Below are 24,734 nucleotides of genomic sequence, written 5' to 3'. Positions count from 1 at the left end.
GTTCCCGTACGGAGCACTCGAACTCCAAATCGGAGTCTTTGCCGATACAGGCGCGGCGGACGATGACCTGACTTGATTCACAGTCTGGCTAAATAATTCATGATTCTCCTGTGTGCTGACGTCCCAAGTTTGGGACCCGCGCGAGAGGGCACCGTTTATCCGATTGGAATCCATGGGGCTCTCCTTGCTCTTGTAAGCGACAAAGCCTCTTGCCGATCGGCTCATCGCCTACCTAGGTTCGCGACCAAGCTCAGTTATGGCCAGCATTTGCGTCTGCAGACCACGTTCGAATGTAGGAAGGTTAGCTTTCGAGAAGCTGACGAGAAGCGCGGCACTGAGGTTTTGAATCGTTGAAATCGGCCTGATTTGGCTGAGGGGCTTGGATACCGGCGTATGTCGACGCTGAACGAGCTCGCACTGACGTCCTGGCGGCCGGTGCTGAAGCGGGCGCGCGGGCATTTGTTCAGCGGTGAGGTCGGCGGGCAGAGCATCTCCTGGTCGATTGGCACCAAGGGATTGGACGATAGAGACGCAAAGTCGGTAAGGCGACAAGCCCTGTGACATTGCTTTGTCCTCGTCCATCGCGGTAGCTATCGAACTCACCCGAGCCTATCCGGCTGAATGCTCCTGGGCGCACCTGCGCGTGCTCGGCGTTCGCATGGAGGCATGTGGCGGCACTCGCAAGAATAGCGCGGTGTCGGTATTGGCCATCAGCGGTAACGAATAGGAGAGGGCGCGTCGATGGCGCGCCCCGCTAGCCGAAGCTAGACTAGGCTATCACCAAGCACCCTGAGCCTCGATAAGCCAAGTGACCTTCAAGCTCGATCTGAACGCGATACCCATCAGTCCTTTCCTCGTCAGAGGCGAAGGTCGATCCCATATGCATGTCAGCGTGATTGTATCCGGAGTCATACGGGGCATTAAATGCTGAATTTCTCTCGAAATTTGCGCACAATCGATAGGCTAGGATTTTGCGCACCCTTCCTGGGGCTAGAGCCAACGCCGTCCTCGCGTATTTCAAGTGGACGGCGTTGGGCTGTTTGCTGCCGGTTTGGGTCTATGGGCGGGCGATCAGTGCGAGACGGTCATGGTGCCGCGCACCGGTTGGCCCTGGCGCCGCTACGGTGTGAAGGCTACCGCTCGCAAGATCGAATTTCCGTGTTTCAGGCGCTTGTTCATACTGCATGACCAGCCCGGTCGATGACGACCTGCCGAATTGCTGGCGTGAAAAACGGACAAGGGCGGCTTTCGCAGTCAAAGATTCGCCATTGCTCGAAAGACCTGGCTACCGGGGCGCCCGATACTCACGTTCGGGGAGAGCGTCCGCACGACCCGGTCGAGGTTTAGGCTGGATGGAAGCGGAGCGCCTTGAAGCTTCTCCCAGCCGCTACGAGCCTTGGGATGAGTTTTCGAAAATTTTGGAAAGGCCGTCTTGCGGTTGTTGACATTCCATTCCAAATCGCACCAGATATAGCCGTCACGGTCCACCATGTCTCAAGATTTGGTGGCTAAGAGGGAAGCCGGTGAACTACGGATCGATCCGTAAAAATCCGGCGCTGCCCCCGCAACTGTGAGCAGTGAGTTGCTCTCGCCCTGTTAAGTCACTGATGCCGCGAGGCATTGGGAAGACGAGGGAGCAACGGCGACCTGCGAGCCAGGAGACCTGCCGCGACACCAAACACGTCCACGGGCGGGGTGTCCCGGCGGTCGCTTGCACAGCCATGCCGGCGACGCTTGTCCGCCGGAATGACGCAGCGTCCTCTCGACATCCAGCCCCAACAAGCATCACGGGGTCTATACGATGTCACTCTCTCTCGATCGCGAAACAAAGCCAGCGCCACTCATCCAGTTGCGTCCAGAACCGCTCGCCGCGCCGGAAGCGTCGCCTCCGATGCAGGTGATCCGCCGTAACGGCACGGTGTCGAAATTCGACGCCAGCAAGATTTCGGTGGCTATGACCAAGGCGTTTCTGGCGGTCGAGGGACACACCGCGGCCGCCTCGCGCCGGGTGCATGAGATCGTCGAGCAACTCACTGCTGAGGTCGTCACCGCGCTGTCGCGGCGGATGAGCGAGGGCCGTACCTTCCACATCGAAGATGTGCAGGATCAGGTCGAGCTGGCGCTGATGCGCAGCGAGCACCACAAGGTGGCGCGCGCCTATGTGCTGTACCGAGAGGAGCGCACGAGGCAGCGCGCCGAGCAGGAGGCGGCGACGGCAAAGCCCGCGGCGGGACCCGCGGTCCAGGTCACGCTACGCGGCGGCACCAAGGTGCCGCTCGACCACGCGCGGCTGGCGCTGATCATCAACGAGGCCTGTGCCGGCCTTGACGGCGTCGACGCTGCGCCCGTCATCGCCGAGACGAAGCGCAACATCTATGACGGCATCGGCCAGGACGAGCTGGCGCTCGCTTCGGTGATGGCGGCCCGCACCCTCGTGGAACAGGAGCCGAACTACAGCTACGTCAGTGCCCGCCTGTTGCTCGACAAGCTGCGCACCGACGTGCTGACCAATGTGCTCGATGCGCCGACCAGCGCGTCGCAGGCCGACATGGCCACGCGCTATGCGGAGTACTTCCCGGCCTATATCAAGACCGGCATCACGTCCGAACTGCTTGACGCCGAGCTCGGCCGTTTTGACCTCGCGCGTCTTGCCGCGGCGCTGAAACCGGAACGCGATCTGTCGTTCCAGTTCCTGGGCCTGCAGACGCTGTACGACCGCTATTTCCTGCATGTCCGCGGCAACCGCATCGAGCTGCCGCAGGCCTTCTTCATGCGTGTCGCCATGGGGCTTGCGCTGCGCGAGATCGATCGCGAGGCTCGCGCGATCGAGTTCTACGATTTGCTGTCGTCGTTCGACTTCATGGCCTCCACGCCGACGCTGTTCAACTCCGGCACGCTGCGGCCGCAGCTGTCCTCCTGTTTTCTAACCACCGTGGCCGATGACCTCGATGGCATCTTCAAGTCGATCAAGGATAACGCGCTGCTTGCCAAATATTCCGGCGGGCTCGGCAATGACTGGACGCGGGTCCGCGGTCTCGGCGCCCATATCAAGGGCACCAATGGCGAGAGCCAAGGCGTGGTTCCGTTCCTGAAAGTGGCCAACGACACCGCGATTGCCGTGAACCAGGGGGGAAAGCGCAAAGGCGCGGTCTGCGCCTATCTCGAAACCTGGCACGTCGACATCGAGGAATTCCTCGATTTGCGCAAGAACACGGGTGACGACCGCCGCCGTACCCATGACATGAATACCGCCAATTGGGTCCCCGATCTGTTCATGCAGCGCGTCGAGGCCGATGGCGAATGGACGCTGTTCTCGCCGGACGAGACGCCGGATCTGCACCATCTCTATGGTAAGCCATTTGCCGAGCGGTACTCCTATTACGAGGCCAAGGCAGCGCGCGGCGAAATGCGCCTGTTCAAGCAGATCCGCGCCGTCGACCTCTGGCGCAAGATGCTGACCATGCTGTTCGAGACCGGTCATCCCTGGATCACCTTCAAGGATCCATGCAATTTGCGCTCGCCGCAGCGCCATGCCGGTGTGATCCATTCCTCGAACCTCTGCACCGAGATCACGCTGAACACATCCGACGACGAAACCGCCGTGTGCAATCTCGGTTCGATCAACCTCGCCAACCACGTCCAGGACGGTCGGCTCGACGGTGTCAGGCTGAAAAAGACGGTGACGACGGCGATGCGGATGCTCGACAACGTTATCGACATCAATTTCTACACCATCCCGGAAGCACGCTGCTCCAATCTGCGGCATCGCCCGGTCGGGCTCGGCCTGATGGGGTTCCAGGACGCGCTACACATGCTGCGCATTGCGGTAGCGTCCGATGCCGCCGTGGCCTTCGCCGACACCAGCATGGAGGCGATCTCATATCATGCCATTTCGGCCTCTAGCGATCTCGCCGCCGAGCGCGGAAGCTATCCGTCCTTCGAGGGCTCTCTGTGGAGCCAGGGCATCCTGCCGATCGATTCGATCGATTATGTTGCCGATGCCCGCGGTGGGGTTGCGATGGACCGTACGAGCTCGCTTGACTGGGCAGCCCTGCGCGGCCGCGTCACCTCGGTCGGCATGCGCAACTCGAATGTGATGGCGATCGCGCCGACGGCGACGATCTCCAACATCTGCGGCGTCGTGCAGTCGATCGAGCCGGCCTACCAGAACCTCTATGTCAAATCCAACATGTCCGGCGATTTCACGGTGGTGAACGACCATCTGGTGCGCGACCTCAAGGCGCGCGGGCTGTGGGACGAGGTGATGGTCAACGACCTCAAATATTTTGACGGCAGCGTCGGTGCGATCGACCGCATCCCCGACGACCTCAAGGCGCTTTATGCGACCGCCTTCGAGATCGATTCGCGCTGGCTGGTGGAGGCCGCGGCGAGGCGGCAGAAATGGATCGACCAGGCGCAGTCTCTCAATCTCTATATCGCCGATCCCTCCGGCAAGAAGCTCGACGCGCTCTACCGTCAAGCCTGGTCGCTGGGCCTGAAGACGACCTATTACTTGCGCTCGCGCAGCGCGACCCATGTCGAGAAGTCAACGCTGAAGGGCACCGACGGCAAGCTCAACGCTGTCTCGCCAGTGGCGCTGACCGCGCCGGCCCCCGATCTGCCGAGCGCCATTGCCTGCTCGATCGATGATCCCGACTGCGAAGCCTGCCAGTAAGAAAACCAAAGGAACCAACATTATGCTCGACTTTTCAGAAACAGCGACCACGACCCGCCAGGTGCGCACGCCCTTCATGCCGCAGTCCTTCGCGGCGGCGCCAACCGCTCTGAGCGAGGCAACCGGCCTCGGCACGATCGACCGTCATGGCGGCCGCGTCTCGGTCGACGAGAAGCGGATGATCAACTGCCGCGCCGACGTCAACCAGCTGCTGCCGCTGAAATACAAATGGGCATGGGAGAAGTACCTTGCCGCCTGCAACAATCACTGGATGCCGACCGAAGTCTCGATGCAGGCCGACATCGCACTGTGGAAGTCGCGCGACGGCCTCTCGGAGGATGAGCGCCGCGCCATCAAGCGCAATCTTGGCTTCTTTGCGGCCTCCGAAAGCCTCGTTGCCAACAACATCGTGCTGGCGATCTATCGTCACCTCACCAACCCGGAGTGCCGGCAATATCTTCTGCGCCAGGCCTTCGAGGAGGCCGTGCATACCCACACCTTCCAGTACATCGTCGAAAGCCTCGGCCTCGACGAGGGCGAGCTGTTCAACATGTACCGCGAGGTGCCCTCGATCACCGACAAGGCGGCGTGGGCGATCAAGCATACCCAGCATCTCGACGATCCCGATTTCAGGATCGGCACGCCGCAGGCCGGTCAGGCGTTCCTGCGCGATCTCGTTGCCTTCTACGTGATCTTCGAGGGCATGTGGTTCTACACTGGCTTCGCGCAGATCCTCTCGTTCGGCCGCCGCAACAAGATGGTTGGCATCGCCGAGCAGTATCAATACATCCTGCGCGACGAGAGCATCCATCTGAACTTCGGCATCGACGTGATCAACCAGATCAAGATCGAGAACCCGCATCTATGGACATCGGCTTTCCAGGAGGAAGTCCAAAACATGATCCGCGCGGCCGCCGACCTCGAGGCCGCCTATGGCCGCGATACGATGCCACGGGGCTTCCTCGGGCTGAACGCCGCATTGTGCGAGCAGTACATGCACTTCATTGCCAATCGCCGCTGCGCGCAGATCGGCCTCACGGCCGTGTTCGCGGAGGCGGAGAATCCGTTTCCATGGATGTCGGAGGCAATGGACCTGAAGAAGGAGAAGAATTTTTTCGAGACCCGCGTCATCGAGTATCAGAACGGCGGTGCGCTCGATTGGGGCTGAACCGATTTGCGATAACCGGTGCCTATTCATACCTGCGGTACGCGCCGGGCTGTGGCAACTCCGGATATAGCCTGTTTGCACCATCTTTGCGCCGTCGGATTAGTTCGGCGGCTTTGCAAGCGAAGTCGACCTGGAATTGTCGCGCCACGCCACTAAGTGACTTGGACGCGCCGTGCCGTCGGGCGCGTCGCTCAGCCGTAACGCAGTGCGCTTATGATGAGATGGACGCCCCGCGGAGGGCACCGAGGTTCCACAGTGGAGGTGATGACTCTCACTTTGGGCAGACGTCCGCGTCTCGTAGCGTCATCTTCGTGCCCTTGCCGGTCCAGGATCTGCCGATACGTACGAAGTCAGAAAATGGCCTGCAAGGGTCGATCAGGGGCTGAGACCCGACAGGGCGTCCGATTTTTACGAATATGCGCATTTCATTCCCGAGCGCGAGTGCATGAAAGGCGCGGCGCGTGATTTGCGCATAAGATTCTATGCCGATGAATCTTGGATTTTACTCGCACATTGGCGGGTAGTTAGGACCGCACGTTCGTCACTAATCCAAAGGACCCCTCAATATATCTTGCGACGTCGTCCATGCCCGCCGCGTTCGTGGCAGTGGCCAAACCAGCCACAATCGGCAGAAGAATGACTGGGCTCTTTGCGTTAAACGAGACTCTCGCTATGCAATCTCTGACGACACAAATAGCTGCCTAGCTGTCTCCAGCATCCTGGTGCGCCGAACTGCAAGACCAGTCCGGCCGTCTTTGTCGGCAGGGCAGGTCGTGTAGGTTAAATCTCAACGGCGATGTCGCTTAGCAAGGGTTCAATCTGGCCGCGCGGCGGTTTACGAGCGCGCAAACGAGCAGGTCGGAGAAAGCCGATCGCTGAGATGATGTCACCTAGATGGCGGACCGTGCCTGAGAGGGTAAACCAACATATGGCTTGAACCTCACGTAGCGTCAGGTCGTAGGCTCGGAAAATCATAAGTCACGCTCGCGGGAGTGCATCATGATCGGCAAGCATATGTGAGCGGCCATGGCGTAGATCTCGGTGTTGCCGGACAATGATCGATCATTGGGGTAGGCGTGCCAAGAGATCGGCGGATGATGTGAAAGGGGAGTATGCTCGGCAACCTAATTCGCAGTCTCATTGGCTACCTTCTTGGTGTCGCAGCCACAAACAACGCGAGCTGCAAATAAATGCAACTCCGGCGGCGTAGGATTTTACATGCCCTGGTGCTGGACCGTGCGGACCAGCACTCCTCTCCATAAACGCAGGGCGCCTGCGGCGGAACCCAGAAATGATTATGCAGATGTCGGCACTTGAGGCAGCACTAACCGAGATCGATCGTTCGCATCAGATACGTGAATTCTCAATCGCCGTGCTCAAGCACGCAAAGCAGCTTCGGCAGGCGGATCAAGCAGCGTTCCTGCAAAAGGCTGCTTCGCAGTTCCAACTTAGATTTGTAGAATGCTTCGAGGAAAACATCCTCGCCGGGAAATCGTGGGACTACGCCACCACCTGCAATGCGATAAGCCGGGCAGGTGGAGGTGAGGCTGGTATAAGAGCCTGCGAGCGCATTGCTGCTCGCGTGTCACAGCTTGATAATGCGTTGATCAAGAAAGTCGGATTCAGAGCCATTTCACTCCTCGCATCGTCTTTCAGTCGGCACTTCAGGATGACGGAATGCTGTAACGGAACAGTCCGGTTGGCCGAATTTTGCGGCGATCACAGGGGGGCGTTCCAGGAATTGAACAGTCAAAGTCTGGCGTCGCTGGTTAACGGTTTCAGCAAGTGGCCGAAACAAGTAGCTTGCCATCGAGCTGCGATCGCAATCGCAGGTGAAGTGATCCGCCGAGCGGATCGCCCCGGTCGCCTCTCGGATTTTGCTCCGCAGGGACTCGCAAACCTCGTGAACGGTTTCAGCAAATGGGAGAAAGAGGCGGCCGCGCGCGAAGCCACAGGGATGATCGCGGCTGACATTCTCCATGGTTCCATCGAGCTCTCTGAATATTCCCAACAGCATTTGGCGAACCTGGTGAATGGTTTCAGCAAGTGGTTGGAAGACGAAAGCTCTCGGCAAGCCACAATCGCGATTGCGGGCGAGATCGATCGTAGAGCCACCCGGATCACCAATTTCAATCAGCTGGACCTCGCGAGCCTCGTGAATGGTTTTAGCAAGTGGCCAGAAGAGGCTGCCTGTCAGCAGGCCGCGGTCGCACTTGCCCGGCAAGTCCTTCACTCCCATGACGCCAGACGCTCACAATACACTCCGCAGGCACTGACCAACCTGGTGCACGGTTTCAGCAAGTGGTGGAAAGAGGCAGCTTGTCGCCAAGCCGCAATCGCACTTGCCGGTGAAATCATAACGGCTCGAATGTCCCACTATACTGAGCAGGCATTGGCCAACTTGGTGAATGGTCTTAGTAAGTGGCCGCAAGAGCCGGCCGCTCGGGAAGCAACAATCGAGATTGCGCGCGAGGTCATCCGCCGTCCCTGTCTCTCTCAATTTGGTAAACAGGCGCTAACAAACCTGGTGAATGGCTTCAGCAAGTGGCCCGAAGAGGTCGAGCTTCGGAAAGCCACGGTCGCGATCGCGAGCGATCTCGTTCGCCATGACGCCTGGCCTTCCAATTTCAATCGGAAAGAGTTGGCCAAATTGGTCAACGGCTTCAGCAAGTGGCCGGAAGAGGCGGTCTTTCGTGAAGCAGCAATTGCGATTGCGAGTATGGTCCTCTGCCGTACCGATTGGCTGTCCAATTTAGCGCCTCAGGACCTCTCGAACCTGGTCAACGGTTTGAGCAAATGGCCCGACGAGGTGGCTTCTCGCCAAGGCACGATTGCGATCGCTGAGGAGGTCCTTCGCCGCTCCACCATGCTATCGGATTGTACCCACCAAGGATTGGCAAATCTGGCGAACGGCTTCAGCAAATGGCTGGACGAGCAAGTCTGTCGCAAAGCGACGGTCGGACTCGCGCACGTAGTACTTCGCTCTGATGTCGTTCAGTTCTCTGAATATACTGAGCAGACGCTGGCTAATCTGGTAAATGCGTTCAGCAAGTGGCCTGAAGAGGAGACCTTATGCCAAGCGGCAGTCGAGCTCGCTCGGGAAGTCCTTCGTCGCGCCGACCGTCTCTCTGATTTCATTCCGCAGGATCTTGCTAACCTGGTGAACGGTTTCAGCAAATGGCCCGAAGAGGCGACCATTTGCCAGGCCGCGCTCGCACTTGCTGAAGAGGTCACGCGTCGTGCCGCTCGTCTCTCTGATTTTACCGAGCAGGGATTGGAGAATTTGGTGATCGGCTTCTGCAAGTGGTCGAGAGAGCCGGCATGTCGCCAAGCCACAGTGGCGATTGCGACAGAAGTCGTTCGCCGCGCCCATCGCAGATAGTGGCCTCCGACTTTACGCGCCAGAGCTTGAAGGAATTGGTGCACGCTTTCAGAATCTGGCTAGAGGAGCGAGCGAGTTACGATGGGATAGCGAAAATCGCTCAGATCTATGCATTAAGCAACTTTAGCTGCGTCGGATCAATGTGGAGCTCAACTGTATTCAGATCGCAAGGTCCAAGAGACAGTGATGATCCCTTAGTCGCTAATGTCGATTGGATGGCGAGCCGCCGGTGTTGAGGGGGGCGGAGCTATTTGGCGACTGGCAGCGCCGGATTGATGCGCGTGGGTCCGCCGAAGTCCTGCGCGGGCGCGATCTCCATTGATATTCAGGAGTGTTTGCCAGTTGAGAGATGCATGGGAAGTGTTGTCTGCGAGATGGATGTTTCAGAAGTTCTCTGTGCGTTCCGAAACGGCCGCAGGGGCCTTCGTCGACGAGTGGAACTACATCTGCAGGAAGGGAGAGCTCCCACACGCGGTCGAACCCGGGTCGATCGACGAGTTTGATCGGCTCTAGCTGAACGGTCTTTGTTCGCAGCCGCTTCCTGAGCTTGAGGCAACTGCGCTCCTAACGTAAGCGCTAAGCCGGAGCCCTTGCTTCGGGACTGGGATAGCTATGCGAAGAAACCTCCGGCTTGAACGGAGGTTTGGGATGGGATTGGACAGCAAAAAGGACGTCCATTTAGACGGCTCATCGGCGGGGTCGGTGAGCCGGCTGGAGATCCTTGAAGGGCCGTCAGGACGTCGTGTGCGGTCGGAAGCTGAGAGAGCTCGGATCGCTGCCGAGAGTCTGGTACCCGGCGCTCAGGTGTCCGAGGTGGCGCGCAAGCACGGAGCAACGCGCTGGCAGATCTACGATTGGCGACGGCGGTTTCGACAGCGAGGTATGTTGCCGCCGTGCGAGGCGTCCCCGCCGACATTTGCGCCGCTGGTCGTGGACCATGCGTTGGAGGAGCGTCAGGCTCCGGCGATCAGGCTTGAGATCGCGATCGGTGATGTCGTGCTGCGGACGGATACGGCCATAGATGCTGACCAGCTATCCCGGGTGATCCGTGCGGTGCGAGCGTCACGATGATCGCGGCCGGTGCTGATCTGAAGATTTACGTTGCCACGCGGCCGATCGACTTCCGCTGTGGACACGATGGGCTTGCGACGAAGGTGCAGGAGATGCTTCATCTCGACCCGTTCAGCGGCGCGGCCTTCGTGTTCCGCTCGAAGCGAGCGGACCGGATCAAGATTTTGGTCTGGGATCGAACGGGCCTGGTGTTGGTGCACAAGCGGCTCGAAGGTTGCAAGTTTGTTTGGCCAACGATCGCGGACGGCGTGATGCGCATGTCGCCGGCGATGTTTGCGGCCTTGTTCGAAGGGCTGGATTGGAGATTGGTCCGCCCGGAAGAAGCACGGCGCCCGCAGGCGGCGGGATAACTGCGGCAGAATGACTCGGCAGCTATTTTGAACGTGGCACACGCGGCGGCGATGTGCTCGAAATAGCGCATGAGCATCGCGGCGCTGCGCGACGAAAACGAACACCTTAAGGCGCTTTTGGCGCAAACGCAGGCGGCCTTGAGCGAGCATCAGGGGGCACTGGCGGCGTCGGAGGAAGCGCGACGCCGGCTGGAGGTCATTCTCGGCGAATTACGACGCGACAGGTTCGGCGCGAAATCCGAGAAGCTGCGACCAGATCAGTATCATTTGCCGCTCGAAGACGTGGAGATCGCGCAAGGCATCCTGGATGCCGCGCAGGAGAGAGCCCAGGCGGTGATCCAGGGCCGATCACGGAGCGATCCGGATCAAGGCTCGCATCGCAATCGCGGCTGCTTGCCTGCCCATTTGCCGCGGGTGGAGCGGATCATCGAGCCTGCGAGCACGCTTTGCCCGTGCGGTTGCGGCGCCATGACGAAGATCGGCGAGGACGTCAGCCAGCGCCTCGACGTGATCCCGGCGCAATGGCGCGTGCTGGTCACACGCCGCCCAAAATACATCTGTCGCCGCTGCTCGGGCCCCGTCGTGCAGGCGCACGCACCGGAGCACGTCGTGCCCGGCGGGCTGCCGACCGAAGCGGCCATCGCGCAGTGATCGTCTCCAAATTTGGCGACCATACGCCTTTTTACCGTCAGGCCGAGATCTATGCGCGCCAGGGCATCCGGCTTGATCGGGCGACACTGGGCAACTGGTCGGGCCGCGCCTGCTTCCATCTTCAGCCCATCGCGGACCACATGCGCCACCACTTGGCCATGGCGGATCGGCTGTTCATGGACGAGACCAAGGCGCCAGTACTCGATCCGGGGCGCGGCCAAACCAAGAAAGGCTACTTCTGGGCGATCGCCTCAGACGACCGCGGCCACAGCGGTCCAAGTCCGCCGATCGTGCTGTTCCGATATGCCCCCGGTCGCAGCGGTGCCTTTGCTGAGCAGTTCCTGAACGGCTTTGGCGGACACTACCTGCAATGCGACGCCTATGACGGGTATGACCGGTTGAACGAAGTCGTTCGACCGCAAGGGCCATGGACGCTCGTGCATTGCTGGAGCCATTTGCGCCGGCGCTTCGTCAAATTGGTACGCAACAGCAAATCGCCGATCGCCGAAGCCGCCGTTCGGCACATCGCGCAGCTTTACGCCATCGAAGCCATGGTGCGCGGCTCATCGCCGGACATCCGGCTGGCCGCGCGCAAGGAGCACTCGTTGCCCATGGTAGCCGCGCTAAAGTCGTGGTTCGAGAAACAGCTGTCGATGATCTCCAGCGGTTCGACACTCGCCGAGGACATCCGCTATGCGCTGAATCACTGGCATGGGCTGACCCGCTTCCTCGAAGACGGACGTCTCGAGCTCGACACCAACCCGGTCGAGAACGCGATCCGGCCAATCTGCCTGACCAGGAAAAACGCTCTCTTCGCAGGACATGAAATCGGGGCAGAAAACTGGGCCTTGCTCGCGTCGATCATCGCCACCTGCAAGCTCAACGACGTCAACCCGGTGGCCTACATCGCCGAAACACTCGAGGCGATCATCGACGGCCATCCCCATAGCAGAATCGGCGACCTCATGCCGTGGCGCTTCCGCAAGGCGTCAAGCCAGCCTCAATAGGGCCCCGGCCGAGCGCTTACCTCCTAACTAAGGCTGCACCCGTCTTTCCCCAGAGGCGCAACGGCGTAGGTGCTCACATTCTTTTGGCCCGGCGCAGCAGCAGCAAGTCGTGGCGCTCAGGATATCCACGTCCAGCTGAGCTCGAGCCATTTATCACGCAGGATTGTCACAGCCTGCCGGTTCTCACCTCGCTTGCGCAGGCTCAAACGATTCGTCCCCTGCCTTCGCTAAGGTAGTCGCGCTGCGTCTCATAGGTGCGACGACCCGTGCAACGCCGCCCCGACGGGCTCTCCAAGCAATGCAGATCTGGCCACGCCGCCCGGATGCAGTAGGAAGTGCTCTTGCCTGACGCGCGACGTCATGCATATGGAGCAAGCTCGAATTGCTCGCACTCACGGTCCATGGATTTGACCAGGTTAGAAACCTCCGCGTCATGCACGCTATTGGCTTGCAACCGTCGTGAATTTGATGTGATGCGTGCTGCGCTCGCTTCGACGCCATTCTACGAGATAGCCATGCTGCAGTGTGCTGCGCATCTACTAGGTTCGAGGGCCAACTCGTTGAAAATCGCGTGTGGTCAGCTGCCAATAGAAGTTGACCAGGCTGCCGCAGCTGCCCTCTTCCGCGCCTTTGGCGCTTGCGTCGTTGTCGAAAACCAGCTCGGGCCACAAAGAGATGTAGTTCGCTCGGGCAAAATGGAAATCGACTCGTGAACGATTAGAGCAGTCTTGAATCCTACGTTGCGTCAGGTTGTAGGTTTGGCGACAAACCAGCCCTCTCCATGCAGGCTGGTGAAGAAAGGATAAGTTGATGAAAGTGATCGTTCTCGCAACTCTGCTCGTCGCCGCCGGAATTGGGCAAGCGAGCGCCCAGATGGTGGCGCGCGGAGAAGTGAAGTTCAATGCCTGCAAGGCGTGCCACCAGGTGGGCGACAACGCTAGGAACGCCATCGGTCCAACCCTTAACGGGCTGATCGGACGTAAGGCGGGATCGGTCGAGGGCTACGGCTATTCAGAAGCCATGAAGAACTCTGGAATCACTTGGACCGAGGCAGACCTCGCCCAATATATCTACGATCCAAAGGCGAAAGTTGCTGGCAATAAGATGGCTTTCGGTGGACTGAAGGATAAACAGGCAGTTTCTGACATAATCGACTACTTACACACTTTCGACAAAGCGCCTGTTAAGCTTCATCAGTGAAGCGGCCGCGTGGTCGTGAGAACAGATCTGAGCCAGCGGTAAGTCGTCAAGTTCGCGCTTCGCGGATCGAGACAGCCATGATCATGCCTGCGCTGCTGCCGATATCGCGATCGGCATGGGTCATCCGCGAGCCGTCGAATGCGCGGCGGCTTAGCGGATGATTGGCAGTATGCTGTGCTCTGACGATCGAGTGCATCGACGCCGAACGCGCCGAATAGACCTCAATATCATCGGGCGACTTGGTGATGCTGTCTTGAACGAAGCAAGCACCGCCCTGAACCAGGGCTGCGGCTACCGCAAGCATGCCATGAGAGGATCGGCTCAAGAGGGTTGACGCTCACGCAGTGTCAGATTGTACATCCTCAACCTTAGCGTTCTAGAAAGTGAATGGAAGGTCAGAGAATGACAGCCATCGCAGGTGATGGACAAAACGAACCGCATACGATGCTCGACTTCGCCACCGAGCTCGGTCCGCTGATCGTCCTCCATGTTGTGAACGTTAAATTCCGACTTTTTGCAGCCACCGCCGCATTCTTGGTGGCAACTGCCTTGGCAGGGATCGCATCCCTCGTGGTCAAGGGCCACATGCCGATCACATCGCTGATCACCAGCGTCACCGTGTTGGCGTTCGGTATTCTGACGCTGGCGTTGCATGACAATACGTTCATCAAGGTCGAGGCAACCATCGTAAGCGAACTGCTTTCGACGCTTCTCGGTGGCGGGCTTTTGTTTGGGTGCTCCTTCATCCTGGTGACATTGGATCGCATCTTCAATCTGACAACGGAGGGCTGGCCTGTCCTCACCTTTTGCGGGGCAATGTTCTACGCAGGCATGGCGATCTTGAACGAGGTCATCTGGCGAACCCAGACCACGGATACCTGGGTGAGTTTCAGGACGTTGGGCGTGACGATGTTGAGTCTGTTCTTCGGTTCCGTTCTGATGCCGCTGACCAGGCGCTACTATGCCGGGGCTGCGTCGCCTTCCGCTCAATCATCTGTTGTCCAAGTCGACCAGCGACCACCCGAGTCGGAATTCAGGAGAGATTTCGAGGGCGGGCCGGTCGAACAAGAGCCGATTAACCGACGCGGCGAACGTAGCAATTGAGCGGCACGCGTTTCGGCTTGATCCAGAGAGCTGATCGGACCCAAATCGAACAAAGAGATGCGCAGGTCGACAAACAGCAAGCATCGGCATTCCTTCCCGGCAAAGTTCTCGCCTGCGCGTTCCCGCAACTCGAAATCCGTGACGTCGGAAGCACGTCGGTCAGGTAAAGCCCTCGCAAGCGCCACGAACAGCGGCATCGCCAATTCGACAGGCAGTCAACTGATTCACGACGCAACGATCTGATGGTCCGACGCATTCACGCCCAGTCCTAGGACACCCTTGTCATTTTGGCCGGGCGGACAGGATCGTGCCGATCGGAAGAGGCCAACTGCATGCCCCGCACCTGACATCCGTGCCGATCATCGTCAGAGGCGAAGCCGTGAAATACGTCGAATGTCAGGTCAAGCCAGAATCGAAGTACGTCCCGCGCCTTCGAATATAAGGCCGGTGGAAGAATAGATAGAATGAAGACGGCAGGGAAGCTTGCAGGCACTCAGGTTATTGCGTGCATTCTCGAAGATCGAGAGCGAAGACAAGCGAAAAGCCGTGCTTGAACACGTCGAGGCCGAAGCCAAGCCTGAGAAGTATCCTGAAAAAGGAGTAGGAGCGGGACCGGATTATTTAGCGCACGGTCCTAGCCATCGTCCCCGTGGTCGAGATGCTTCTCGACGTTTATCGAAGGGAGCACCAGCGGCTTGTGCTCGTACCGGGACGCAAGATCCAGGAGCCGCCGCTTGATAAACGGGTCGGCTTGATCGGCAAGCTCGCGAACCAGACGAGCCCGCTGCCTATTAAAATCATCGTCCAGCATGGGATCACCAAATAATCCCGTTTGTACTGCGGATCGTTCAAGATAGCTAGCTGTTGAATGTGTGGTTAAGCGAGGTGAGGCCTCGACGGATAGGTTGCGGCTTGGAGCGAGACGTCCAGCAGCTGGCTGACGATCGTACGTTTCGGACGGTGTGTCTGATTGCACCGTCAACGTTCGATTGTTATCAACCATTACTCAATCGTCGCTATTAGAGGACGAAATGTCAAAAGTAGCTCCCTACCACACTGACTCGCCCGAATATCCGCCGGCCCACCGGAACGTCTATCACGACCACGACAATTGTCCCGCGGGAAAGAAGATCAAGCAAGCTCACCGCAACGCAGGTTCGGCTGGACGGCCGCGTTGCGATGACTGCAAGGATCTCGGCTAATCCAAGGCCGCTGTCCAATTTCCACGCCTACCTACGGACTGCAGCGCGCGCCGACAGGCCTAACGAGTTAACAATTAGCGATGGGCGGGTCTCTCCGCCTTTTTGACGGTGAAGGGGCAAGACATGAACTGGATAATCCGCGCCTCGCCGCGGGGAGAACGCGAGGCAAGTTGATCTGCCCGGCACCACAGCAAGGGAGCGCGCCGGCTGGAGCATCGTGGCCGCAAATGAGCAATTTCAAAAAGAGCTGCGCATCGTGAAGTCTGTCGGCGAGTGAAGGCACTGGGCAGAAAACGCTGGCGCCGCCTCGGAGCGAGCCAAGTCCGCCGGGGCCGTTGTCCTTGCTCCGAAGTGGGAGCTCTAGTCTATGGTGAGACCTCGGCTTGTCGCAAAGAACAGGTCGGATCGGTCTCGCATCGCGCTTTTTGCTTACCGTTCGGAGGAGAAAGCTCACGGCTTTTCGGAGCACGGGACTTAGTCCGCTAGCGTGGCCCGCTCGCAGCAACCGCGCGCGCCTGCGTTTTTGAAGACTCGATCGATAACCTGCGAGATCGAATTTCTCTATCTTCATTTCTAAGCTGATTTTTGGCTTCAATATTCTCGGATGTTTTTCAATGATTTTTGGCGGGGGCGCGATGCGATTCTGGACGAAGGGCAGTCGCCCATTTTTGTTTAGTGCATTGGTTCTACTGAGCGGATGCGCCATTGCGCCGGTCACGGATGACGTCGCGCATGTTTCAGCCTCAAATATTGCGAGGCAGATTCGCTGTGAAGCACGGCAGGCTGTGATTGACGCGTTGCTCGGCTATCTCACGAGCGACGACAACAACGTGAACAAGAAGAAACTCGACGATTACTCCTTTGCCATCGGCAACGAGCTGAAGCGGGCCTACAACGAGAATCCCGAGGCGATCAGAGCCTTCGATCCCTCTCAGGTGACTGGTTTCGCCCATACGGTGACAAAGCTGCTCTATAGCACGGGCATCGCCTACTATTACGATCTGACGGGCTTGGAGACCAACAACATAGATCCGTCGGCGAACCTCATTCGGCCGACGCCCATGACTTCACTGGTGACCCTCGGCCTCACTGGCAGCTTCGACAGGCAGAGACAGAACGAATGGTCGTTTACGATCACGGACAACTTTGGAAACCTCGTTCAAAAGACGAGTGGGAGCTATTGCGCCAACCATCTGGTGAGAACTGAGGATTACGTCTACCCGATCGCGGGAAAGGTAGGGCTCGCCAAGTTGATCAAGGAATTTACCCTGATGAGCCTGTTTGAGAATCTCGATGAGCTCAACAAGGACGTTGCGACGGTGAAAAAAGGGCCGCCGAGCATGGTCCAGCAGCTTCAGTTCACCACGGCCATCGGTGGCGGGGCATCGCCCAAGATCGTCTTCGCGCCCTCAGGGCCCCAGCTGCAAGTCACTGACGTGAGCTTTCCCGTCACCGTGTCGCGCAAGGATACGCACCAGCTGACCGTGGGTTTGTATTTGGACAAGGGCGAGGCAAAGATCCTCGGTGCGGTCCGGGGTCCGATTTATGAAGGTTCGCTCATCACCGCTTCAGGTGGAAGAGCTGAACTAGGCGCCGCGCGGGCAGTTCAGCAATTTCTAGCACTAAAAATTTTCAAGCCAGCACTATAAGGGAGTCCTGACATGGCAAAAGTCAAAAAGGCGAAGACCCGCAAACCATCGCGGGCCAAGAAGGCGGGGAAAGCTAGCAAGACGGCCGCTCCGCCAAAGCCCGCCCGTTCGGGAGGAACCCACGTCGACTTCGGAGTGCACGGCTTGGGAAAAATCATGACTGCCATACATAACGCCGGCCTGGGTGATGAGCTCAATGCGCATCTTGCCGGTTCCGGACAGTTCGTCAAAGTGCGCCGCAACAGCTTGACGGCGATCAAGGGCTTCGTGGAAGACAGACCGCAACTCTCTAATTTAGCTCAGACCATCGGTGATTGTGACTGCCCACCCGACGATCCGGGATGCGTTTACATTCCGGGGTGAATGGGCAGGGCGCTGACGACACTTGAAGGTGCGTGATCGTGTCCGCCGTCTCGTCAGTACGTTCGCTGAATTTCTAGTCCTGATCTCCCGTCAAAGGACATGCCGGGTCGAGGCGCTGCGGCAGCTGTCTTGGGGGGGGCGGCAGTCGCCGGCTTCGTCCTATTGTCATGGCGTCACCTCACGGTTCGTGCCCGTGCAACATCTGTCGATAAGCTCGAGGTCGAAACGGCGTGCAGCGGCCGTTCAGAGGCTGAGACCAGAGAGATGCGTGCGATCTCGGCGAATATCTCCACTCCCTCGCTGAGACCTAGTGCATGAAAGGCGCGGCGCGTGATGCGCGCCAGGATCTGTGCGCCTATATCTGAAGTCTCGAGGGCAAGCACCAATGTGACCTCCGCCGCGCTGAATGGCAAAGAGGCTTTAATGCGCGCTGGAAAGACGTTGAGGATGGAGCTTGCGCGCGGTGCCTCGCGAGCGATGCCGACGTCGCAGGCTGCGATGCGCAGCCTTTGGCGTGCGCCGGGTTTGAGCGGCGGTCCCGGCACCAACAGGCGCGCGCCTTTAGGGCGGAGTATGATGAGCCCATAACGCCCGTCATAGCCGCCGACCACGGCATCGAGACTGATGGCGGCTTCGCTACGTGCCGCAAGCCACAGCGCTGGATCGCTCTGCAATACATGCAATGGCCCTGCCGCAGTCACCCTGCCGTGTTTCATCATGACAAGATGATCGGCAAAGTGTTCGACTTCGGCCAGGTCGCGGCTGACATAGATGATCGGCAGCGTGAGCGTGTCATGTATGCGTTCAAGGAACGGTAGAATCTCGCGCTTGGCGGAGCGATCGAGCAAGGCCAGTGGCTCATCCATCACAAGTAATCGCGGCTGAAACATTAGCGCGCGGGCCATGGCAACGCGCTGCCGCTCGCCGGCGGAGAGATGTGAGGGAGAACGGTCAAGGAACGATGCCAAGCCGAGCAGTTCGACCACTTCCTCAAAGCCGATCAGAGTTGGTCCCGATTTAGGCGCCGCATAAAGCAGGTGGGACCTGACAGACAAATGAGGAAAGGTAGTCGGATGCCGAAACACATAACTGACGGGACGCAGATGCGTCGGGCGGAACGTGGTCGCATCCTGCCACACCTCGCCGTCGATCTTGCAGAAACCGGCCGGCAGATGCTGGAAGCCTGCGATGCAACGCGCCACCGTGGTCTTGCCGCAGCCTGGTGGGCCGAAAATAGCCGTGATGCCGCTTGCTGGTACGTCAAATTGCGCATCGAGCGGAATGTTCGCGAGAGAGCCGCTGAAGGCGACTTCGATGCGGCCCGGTTTTGCTGTCTTCACGTGCGCGTGCCCGGGCCGTATCGTTCGATCAAGGCTACGAGCAAAACGACGGCAAGCCCGAGCGTCACGATGATGCCAGTAAGGCAGCTTGTTTCTCTGGAAGGCGATCCCTCCGCCGCGGCGACGCCAACAAGTGCGCCGGCGCGATTGCAGATCGACAGCCTTTCGATGTGCGGCATTTTGAGCTTGTCCGTGCCATTCGCTTGACGTCCGCAACCGCGGCGGTTCGAACCCGTTGATACGGCCTCCGTAAACGGCCACACCGAAATCGTCGCGGTTTTATTGGCCAATGCCGCGGCTCTCGACCGCACGCGACAAAAATGGTGATCCAGCCTTGAATTGTGAACTCGCAATGGTCACACTGTGATCCTTAAACTGATCAAGGCGAACAGCAACAAGCCTCCACTGAACTATGATGGCCCTCCACCTAGATGGAGAGGCTATTTGTTGTCACTAGAAAAGCCTTGTGTTGATGTCCGACTATCCCGGCTCCACGCATGCCGTTTCTAACTTTGCAGGCGCCGATGCGACAGCGCATCGGCAGGTTCGTTGTTTCCACTTGACGAACTGGAAGCAGATGAACCAGCTCAGAAAGCTAATTTGCATAGCGGCTCGCTGCATCGTCGGGGACTGGCGCAGTCTAACTATCGCGGTCAAACTGAAAGAATGCCAGCCCGCTTCGCAGGTTGGACGTACGGCGAACAACTCCGCTTCGGCCAGGGCCCAGTCGTTGTTCAAATCTGCGGTTCAACCTTTGCGAAGGCGTTTGCGGTTTCGATCGAATAGATCTGATCTTGCGCGTTCCGGTGCGTGACGCCTTTGATCCAAGCGTGAAGAAGGCCGATCTGATCGGCAGCTGAAGTTGTGGAGAAAACACTTTTGAATAGCTCCGTCAGTTGCGTCGCTTCGGATTGGATTCGTTCTTGCCAGTGCCAGAATGTCTCGAAGAATCTCTTCGAGAGTTCCGTTTGCGTTGCGAGTGCTCGCTTAGTGAGGTCCTGGAGCGCGTCGGCTGCGATGCTCGTGCAGTCGTTGGTTCCGGTTCCGTTTGTTATCACGATCTCCTTGCTAACGTTGGGTGTGCTCGATGTGCCGGCAGACCTTGTCGTCGAGATAACTTTCGATGCGGCGGTTCGGCTGACCGCAAAAATTGGATGCCTTTGCCGTTTCAGCAAGCGGCGTGCCATCGGGGGATGATGCGAGAGTGAACTCAAGCGCAAGGGAAAACAGTTGCTTAGCACCGTGCTCAAAAAGCTCGTGCCTCTCTAGTCGGACTGGGGACATCGAAGTATCAAACCGAACACGACGGGGTTGCGACAGAAGCTGAGCGCGATGGCAGTTACTGTGCAGAGTTGGTTACGGGGCGCCTGAAGGCAAGATCGCCAGGGTCAGATCTGCAGAAGGAAGCAGGAGCGGATAGCGCGACAGTGATGCTGGTGTCCAGCGAGGCGTTCTTCATGTCCGCGCCCAATTGCCCGATGGTTCATCAGGCGATACCAGTCTCTGTTTGACTAAGGCGCAAGACGTTGGGGATCGGCAGCTTGCCGGCGAGCAGGCGCCACCAATTCCGGTAGGAGCCTCGCGGTCTGCTTTTGACCATACTAGGCTGACATCGACATACCGAACTGGGCAACACGAGTAGCAAGATGAAAATGGTTGTTTGGAGTGCGCTTGGCGTGTTTGCGGGTAGCGTTTTTGCGCTTGGTGCCTTCGGCTGGTCGGCAGTTTGGTTACGTAGCGGTGACTGTGAAAAGGAAAGCTGGCGAGCCTCCCGTGTATGTTCACGAATGAGAAGACTATTCCGCTCGCGCTCCGTGTTCTTAGCTCGAAACAACGCTGGAACAGAAGGAGGTATTGCGTCGCAAATTAGTAAGGCATCGCCAAAATCAGGGGCGCGTGCCATCCCTGAGATCAATCCGCGAGGCGCCTGTATTACTGCGCGGATGGCGATCGGCGTTTAGGGGACGCGATCTGGATATAAGGCTCTTGTAGAGAACTGCAGAACCAGTCGTTGCTATGCCAAGGGAGAATTTCAAGCGGCGCACACCGCGAGACGAGAGTACCGAAGCACAATACTGGGGCGGATCGGCTCGTAGCAGTGATGAAGACGCTGTAATGGGGCTGGCGCGAAGGGGCCAAGACAAGGGCGTTGCTCCCATATGCAACTGTGGAGGACCGTGAGTGTACGCACCACAGCCTTGACGAAGTGAGGCCTGAGCCGGGCTCTGCGGCAGCTGCAGCCGCCGACCGTTCCATGAAACGGTATTGTTGTTGGCGACGGTTCTTATCGAAACCGACAATGTCGTGTTCATTTCGATCACATACTATACTAGCTCTCGATCAGCGACTATTGGCGGTGCAATTGTAGCGTCCGATTGTGTTAGCAAGGGTAGCCCCGCTCATCCCTCAACCGAAAGCGGAACATACAGTCGCGAGAAAATGGCTTCGTCACTTGGCGATGCTTTCGCGGATAGGTTCTTCGCCTGGTATGTACAACTTGACGCTACATGCGAGTCGGTCCCTTCGAAGGCCCTGTTGCGTGAGTGCTTCCCATAGCTAGGACGGTTGGCCTCAAGTTGCAATCATTGGAGGAAGGGGACCGGCATCATGCTAAGGCTGATTTTCTCGTGTCATCCATGTTAGGTGCAAGACGGCCAATGTCGGAAACGTGACAAGACGGCCCGCCATTTTCAGAAGGTACGCGGATTTCACTCTCCTGAACCAAGACGGCATCAGATTCGAGAGTGGCACGCGGATTGCTGGTATGAGCAACAGAGAGCCGCGCGGCCAAAACGGCGCGGCGAGTCCGCCCCAGGAGGTGCACGATGAGACGCCTGATTAATCCTGATCAACGCAACTCTTATGCCGCTTATACTCGGAAATGCGGGAGCGGCGAACGACAATGTGGCCGTGACCACGCCCCCGCACCGAGCCGGCGAAGATTGCAGCGGTAAAGCTGTTAGCGTCGACGCTTCCGGTTAGACGGTGTTTAGCTCTACGGCGGAACGTTCTTCTAAATCGATCCAAAGGAGGAATTGGCGGTCATTTTCATGGCGCAGATTCCCCAAGGATCTACTCGCACCGACTACTACTGCATGATGAACGCGCTGGTCGCGCAGGCGCCGATCCCGAAACAGTGTTGTCGCCTTCGTCGAGAGCTGAACGAGTCTGAGAGCGTCGGGCAACCTTTAGCAATAGCTTTGGAGAGCAACATGGTACTCCGCATGGAATCCCCGGCTCCTCCTATCAAAGTGCAGAGTTGGCTGCGTGGCCAACACCTGAAGAAATTTCAGCCTGGGAAAATGTACATCGTCGAATTTTGGGCGACTTGGTGCGGGCCATGTGTGGAGGCGATGCCCCATCTGGTGCAGCTGCAAGAGCAATACAGAGACAGGGGGCTTGGGGTCATCGGAGTCGCAGCTAGCGAAAGCGCTCCAACGGCGGACGAGGCCCGAACCAAGTTGGAGGCGTGGTTGACCGAAAAGTTTCCGAAGCTGAACTATCGGATCGCGTTCGACTACTCAGGCGAAATGAACAAGCTCTGGATGGAGCCAAGTTTTTCTGTCGGAATTCCAACCTCCTTCGTGGTCGACCGTGACGGCCAGATCGCCTTTATCGGACACCCGACGCGACTCGATGACGTTTTGCCGAAAGTTCTCGACGGCATCTGGCGAACTAGTGATGAAGCCAAAGCTGCCGATACGAACCGGATCGACGAAGGGCAACGTATTGCCCGCGAAGTAGCGGTGATCAAGCCAATTTTCGCCAAACTTCAGCCGGCAATGAAGGCGAAGGATTGGAAAGCCGCGTTCTCGGCCGTTGAAGAGGGCCTTGGCTTGATGCCCAATCAACTCGTATTCCGCAGGCTTCATGTCCATCTATTGCTTCACAAAATGCGCGACATTCGGACGGGCCTGCCGGCCATGGGCCAATTGATTCGCGACGCGATCGACCAAAGATCCCAGGAGTGGATGACTATAGCTATAAGCGAACTCTTCGATCCGACGATTGACACATCCCATCTCCCGCGAGCCGAGCGCTTTGCGATGGGTAGGGATCTCTCCGAACACATCTTGGCGCTAAATTTCCCGCAAGACGGCTACTACAAGTTGCAGGCATATGAGGCAGTCGCTCAGTATTTTTACGAGAGCGGCAACAAGGAACGCGCGATCGAGTTGGTGGAGCTGGCACTGAAATCGGCGGAGGATCCGAAGTCTATGCAGAACGACAGGAAGCAGCTCTACGTACCTCGGTTGCTCCAGGCCCTAGCCAACTACAAGGGTGAAAAGGCTTGTTACGGAGAGCTTTGTTCGGCTCCGCAAGCAAAAGCAAGCAGAGAGCCTGACCGAAAGATAAGTGAGTGATTTCGATCCGGCTGTGATTCATTCGGATTTGCGAAGATTCGAGGGAAGGCACGATACCGTGGACCAAAATCACTCGGGTTAAGCATCCGCGCAACGGACTGCGCTACGCAACCGATCTGACCGATGCGGAATGGGCGCTGATTGGTACGCATCCGGTCAGCACCCCGGGCAGGCGCGCCGGTCAGCCGTGGCGCTCAGGCGGCAGCGGCCTTGGACCGTCGGGTCGCCTTCCAATTCCACGGGAGTAGGTCGGCGACACTGTTGACGGGGTGATCTGGGAGCCTGGCCAGCACGTCAGCGAGCCAGGCTTGCGGATCAACGTTGTTCATCTTGCAGGTTTATGCCGACTGCCGAACTATGCCGAATGGTTTTGGGAGGAACCCGTCATTTGCGCGCACTTGCAGCTGATCGAGCAGTCGTGGCCCCGGTCCCATTCGGCAGAGTCTGGCGTCTTACAGCGCCTCAAGGAAGGCGAGCAGGCGATCACTTGGCTGGAAGCGGATTCGCTTGCGGTGATCGTACGGATTGAGCTTTGCGAGAGCTGCTTCCTTGAGTGCGAAATTGCATCCAGGTAGGTCTGCGTTGTTTCGATCGACTCATGACCGAGCCACAGCGCAATTATCGAGCAATCGACGCCGGCGTGCAGCAGCTCCATCGCCGCGCTGTGCCTGAGCACGTGCGGCGACACCCGCTTGGGCGCTAATGACGGACATCTCTCGCCGGCGACACGCACATGCTTGGCGAGAAGCGACTGAACGCTGTCGGCGCTAAGCCGACCACCGTGCATATTGGGGAATAACGCGTTTGCGCCATGGCGGGCAGGCTCTTTGAGCCATACCTGGAGGGCGCCCCGCGCGTGCGCGGTTAGCGGCGTGCATCGTTCCTTTCGAGCTTTTCCGACGCACCGCATACTCTGGCTGTGGAACAGTCGGCTGGCGCCGTGGCTCACCAGGGCCTCACGTTGGATCTTCGGTCTAAACGGCGCTGCAATTTTCCCGGGCGGGTAGCGTAAGCCGCGCTGTGATCGGTCCATTAGTGTTCAGCGCTCCAGCGCTTCCGAGCGTGAGCAGCATCAGAGCTGCAACGATCAGAATCAACTGGGCTAGTCTCGGCTTCATCGGGAACCCCAAACGAGAGCTATCGCGCCGCTTTCCTTGTGGCGGCTCTTGGCTCCTCATCCCAGCAATTTGCGTGCCGCTGGAGGAATG

17 protein-coding genes, 4 pseudogenes and 1 riboswitch are annotated in these 24,734 nt (G+C 58.5%); of the genes and pseudogenes, 13 read left to right on the top strand and 8 right to left on the bottom strand.

Annotated elements, in window-relative coordinates; all coding sequences use genetic code 11:
- Positions 1-393: 393 nt before the first annotated feature.
- The 8 genes and pseudogenes from PMN64_RS32380 to PMN64_RS32345 all read left to right on the top strand — a co-directional run bounded on the left by PMN64_RS32380 (position 394) and on the right by PMN64_RS32345 (position 13,504).
- On the top strand, positions 394-561 hold the full coding sequence (locus tag PMN64_RS32380) for a hypothetical protein (protein WP_411783623.1): 168 nt from the start codon (positions 394-396) through the stop codon (positions 559-561).
- Positions 562-1,463: 902 nt separating this feature from the next.
- Positions 1,464-1,686: riboswitch (cobalamin riboswitch) on the top strand.
- Between the two features lie 115 nt (positions 1,687-1,801).
- Positions 1,802-4,675: a ribonucleoside-diphosphate reductase subunit alpha gene (locus tag PMN64_RS32375; protein ID WP_411783622.1), complete on the top strand. Its 2,874-nt coding sequence runs from the start codon at positions 1,802-1,804 to the stop codon at positions 4,673-4,675.
- Positions 4,676-4,697: 22 nt separating this feature from the next.
- Positions 4,698-5,843, top strand: a complete 1,146-nt coding sequence (locus PMN64_RS32370; RefSeq protein ID WP_411783620.1) for a ribonucleotide-diphosphate reductase subunit beta — start codon at positions 4,698-4,700, stop codon at positions 5,841-5,843.
- Positions 5,844-7,134: 1,291 nt separating this feature from the next.
- Positions 7,135-9,225: a hypothetical protein gene (locus PMN64_RS32365; RefSeq protein ID WP_411783619.1), complete on the top strand. Its 2,091-nt coding sequence runs from the start codon at positions 7,135-7,137 to the stop codon at positions 9,223-9,225.
- 612 nt (positions 9,226-9,837) lie between these two features.
- On the top strand, positions 9,838-10,296 hold the full coding sequence (gene tnpA, locus PMN64_RS32360) for an IS66-like element accessory protein TnpA (RefSeq protein ID WP_411783618.1): 459 nt from the start codon (positions 9,838-9,840) through the stop codon (positions 10,294-10,296).
- Entirely contained in the window at positions 10,293-10,646 is a 354-nt protein-coding gene (tnpB, locus tag PMN64_RS32355; protein WP_411783617.1) for an IS66 family insertion sequence element accessory protein TnpB, read from the top strand. The genes tnpA and tnpB overlap by 4 nt, the downstream gene beginning before the upstream one ends.
- A gap of 69 nt (positions 10,647-10,715) precedes the next feature.
- Positions 10,716-12,304, top strand: a pseudogene (gene tnpC / locus PMN64_RS32350) (IS66 family transposase).
- A gap of 810 nt (positions 12,305-13,114) precedes the next feature.
- On the top strand, positions 13,115-13,504 hold the full coding sequence (locus PMN64_RS32345) for a c-type cytochrome (RefSeq protein WP_411783616.1): 390 nt from the start codon (positions 13,115-13,117) through the stop codon (positions 13,502-13,504).
- A 46-nt stretch (positions 13,505-13,550) separates the two neighbouring features.
- On the opposite strand, the gene PMN64_RS32340 is transcribed toward PMN64_RS32345, so the two are convergent.
- Positions 13,551-13,808 carry a hypothetical protein gene (locus PMN64_RS32340; RefSeq protein WP_411783615.1) on the bottom strand — a complete coding sequence of 86 codons (258 nt, stop codon included), beginning with the start codon at positions 13,806-13,808 and terminating at the stop codon, positions 13,551-13,553.
- Positions 13,809-13,906: 98 nt separating this feature from the next.
- Between PMN64_RS32340 and PMN64_RS32335 the strand changes: the two are divergent.
- A pseudogene (locus PMN64_RS32335) lies at positions 13,907-14,500 on the top strand (septation protein IspZ); the annotation flags it as partial.
- A gap of 742 nt (positions 14,501-15,242) precedes the next feature.
- Here PMN64_RS32335 and PMN64_RS32330 read toward each other — a convergent pair.
- The gene (locus PMN64_RS32330) at positions 15,243-15,419 is read right to left on the bottom strand and encodes a hypothetical protein (RefSeq protein WP_411783614.1); all 177 of its coding nucleotides are present in this window, start codon (positions 15,417-15,419) and stop codon (positions 15,243-15,245) included.
- Between the two features lie 1,005 nt (positions 15,420-16,424).
- Here PMN64_RS32330 and PMN64_RS32325 point away from each other — a divergent pair.
- On the top strand, positions 16,425-17,459 hold the full coding sequence (locus PMN64_RS32325; protein WP_411783613.1) for a hypothetical protein: 1,035 nt from the start codon (positions 16,425-16,427) through the stop codon (positions 17,457-17,459).
- Between the two features lie 12 nt (positions 17,460-17,471).
- Positions 17,472-17,822, top strand: coding sequence for a hypothetical protein (locus PMN64_RS32320; RefSeq protein WP_411783612.1), 351 nt, complete (start codon positions 17,472-17,474; stop codon positions 17,820-17,822).
- A 173-nt stretch (positions 17,823-17,995) separates the two neighbouring features.
- On the opposite strand, the gene modC is transcribed toward PMN64_RS32320, so the two are convergent.
- The 3 genes from modC to PMN64_RS32305 form a co-directional block, all read right to left on the bottom strand.
- Positions 17,996-19,162 (bottom strand): molybdenum ABC transporter ATP-binding protein, encoded by a 1,167-nt coding sequence (gene modC, locus PMN64_RS32315; protein ID WP_411783611.1) that lies wholly within the window; start codon positions 19,160-19,162, stop codon positions 17,996-17,998.
- Positions 19,159-19,452: a hypothetical protein gene (locus tag PMN64_RS32310; RefSeq protein WP_411783610.1), complete on the bottom strand. Its 294-nt coding sequence runs from the start codon at positions 19,450-19,452 to the stop codon at positions 19,159-19,161. Before PMN64_RS32310 ends, modC begins: the two co-directional genes overlap by 4 nt.
- Before the next feature lie 444 nt (positions 19,453-19,896).
- Complete coding sequence (locus PMN64_RS32305) at positions 19,897-20,349, bottom strand: hypothetical protein (protein WP_411783609.1); 453 nt, start codon at positions 20,347-20,349, stop codon at positions 19,897-19,899.
- A 2,025-nt stretch (positions 20,350-22,374) separates the two neighbouring features.
- Between PMN64_RS32305 and PMN64_RS32300 the strand changes: the two genes are divergently transcribed.
- Both PMN64_RS32300 and PMN64_RS32295 read left to right on the top strand, forming a co-directional pair.
- Positions 22,375-23,526: a TlpA disulfide reductase family protein gene (locus PMN64_RS32300; protein ID WP_411783625.1), complete on the top strand. Its 1,152-nt coding sequence runs from the start codon at positions 22,375-22,377 to the stop codon at positions 23,524-23,526.
- A 53-nt stretch (positions 23,527-23,579) separates the two neighbouring features.
- Positions 23,580-23,720, top strand: a pseudogene (locus PMN64_RS32295) (IS5/IS1182 family transposase); the annotation flags it as partial.
- Here PMN64_RS32295 and PMN64_RS32290 read toward each other — a convergent pair.
- The 3 genes and pseudogenes from PMN64_RS32290 to PMN64_RS32280 form a co-directional block, all read right to left on the bottom strand.
- Positions 23,721-23,864, bottom strand: a pseudogene (locus PMN64_RS32290) (transposase domain-containing protein); the annotation flags it as partial.
- Between the two features lie 17 nt (positions 23,865-23,881).
- Positions 23,882-24,436 carry a tyrosine-type recombinase/integrase gene (locus PMN64_RS32285; protein ID WP_411783624.1) on the bottom strand — a complete coding sequence of 185 codons (555 nt, stop codon included), beginning with the start codon at positions 24,434-24,436 and terminating at the stop codon, positions 23,882-23,884.
- A 64-nt stretch (positions 24,437-24,500) separates the two neighbouring features.
- Positions 24,501-24,734, bottom strand: a 234-nt coding sequence (locus PMN64_RS32280; protein ID WP_411783608.1) for a hypothetical protein, incomplete at its 5' end; no start/stop codon positions are given.

Source organism: Bradyrhizobium sp. UFLA01-814 (assembly GCF_046718885.1).
Taxonomy (GTDB): domain Bacteria; phylum Pseudomonadota; class Alphaproteobacteria; order Rhizobiales; family Xanthobacteraceae; genus Bradyrhizobium; species Bradyrhizobium elkanii.
This window is presented reverse-complemented; position numbering and strand designations above follow the sequence as displayed.

Bases quoted from the DNA above. Each gene is read 5' to 3' on its own strand.
- PMN64_RS32380 (WP_411783623.1), top strand. From the start codon at position 394: ATGTCGACGCTGAACGAGCTCGCACTGACGTCCTGGCGGCCGGTGCTG.
- PMN64_RS32375 (WP_411783622.1), top strand. From the start codon at position 1,802: ATGTCACTCTCTCTCGATCGCGAAACAAAGCCAGCGCCACTCATCCAG.
- PMN64_RS32370 (WP_411783620.1), top strand. From the start codon at position 4,698: ATGCTCGACTTTTCAGAAACAGCGACCACGACCCGCCAGGTGCGCACG.
- PMN64_RS32365 (WP_411783619.1), top strand. From the start codon at position 7,135: ATGATTATGCAGATGTCGGCACTTGAGGCAGCACTAACCGAGATCGAT.
- tnpA (WP_411783618.1), top strand. From the start codon at position 9,838: ATGCGAAGAAACCTCCGGCTTGAACGGAGGTTTGGGATGGGATTGGAC.
- tnpB (WP_411783617.1), top strand. From the start codon at position 10,293: ATGATCGCGGCCGGTGCTGATCTGAAGATTTACGTTGCCACGCGGCCG.
- PMN64_RS32345 (WP_411783616.1), top strand. From the start codon at position 13,115: ATGAAAGTGATCGTTCTCGCAACTCTGCTCGTCGCCGCCGGAATTGGG.
- PMN64_RS32340 (WP_411783615.1), bottom strand. From the start codon at position 13,808: ATGCTTGCGGTAGCCGCAGCCCTGGTTCAGGGCGGTGCTTGCTTCGTT.
- PMN64_RS32330 (WP_411783614.1), bottom strand. From the start codon at position 15,419: ATGCTGGACGATGATTTTAATAGGCAGCGGGCTCGTCTGGTTCGCGAG.
- PMN64_RS32325 (WP_411783613.1), top strand. From the start codon at position 16,425: ATGATTTTTGGCGGGGGCGCGATGCGATTCTGGACGAAGGGCAGTCGC.
- PMN64_RS32320 (WP_411783612.1), top strand. From the start codon at position 17,472: ATGGCAAAAGTCAAAAAGGCGAAGACCCGCAAACCATCGCGGGCCAAG.
- PMN64_RS32305 (WP_411783609.1), bottom strand. From the start codon at position 20,349: ATGGCACGCCGCTTGCTGAAACGGCAAAGGCATCCAATTTTTGCGGTC.
- PMN64_RS32300 (WP_411783625.1), top strand. From the start codon at position 22,375: ATGGTACTCCGCATGGAATCCCCGGCTCCTCCTATCAAAGTGCAGAGT.
- PMN64_RS32285 (WP_411783624.1), bottom strand. From the start codon at position 24,436: ATGCGGTGCGTCGGAAAAGCTCGAAAGGAACGATGCACGCCGCTAACC.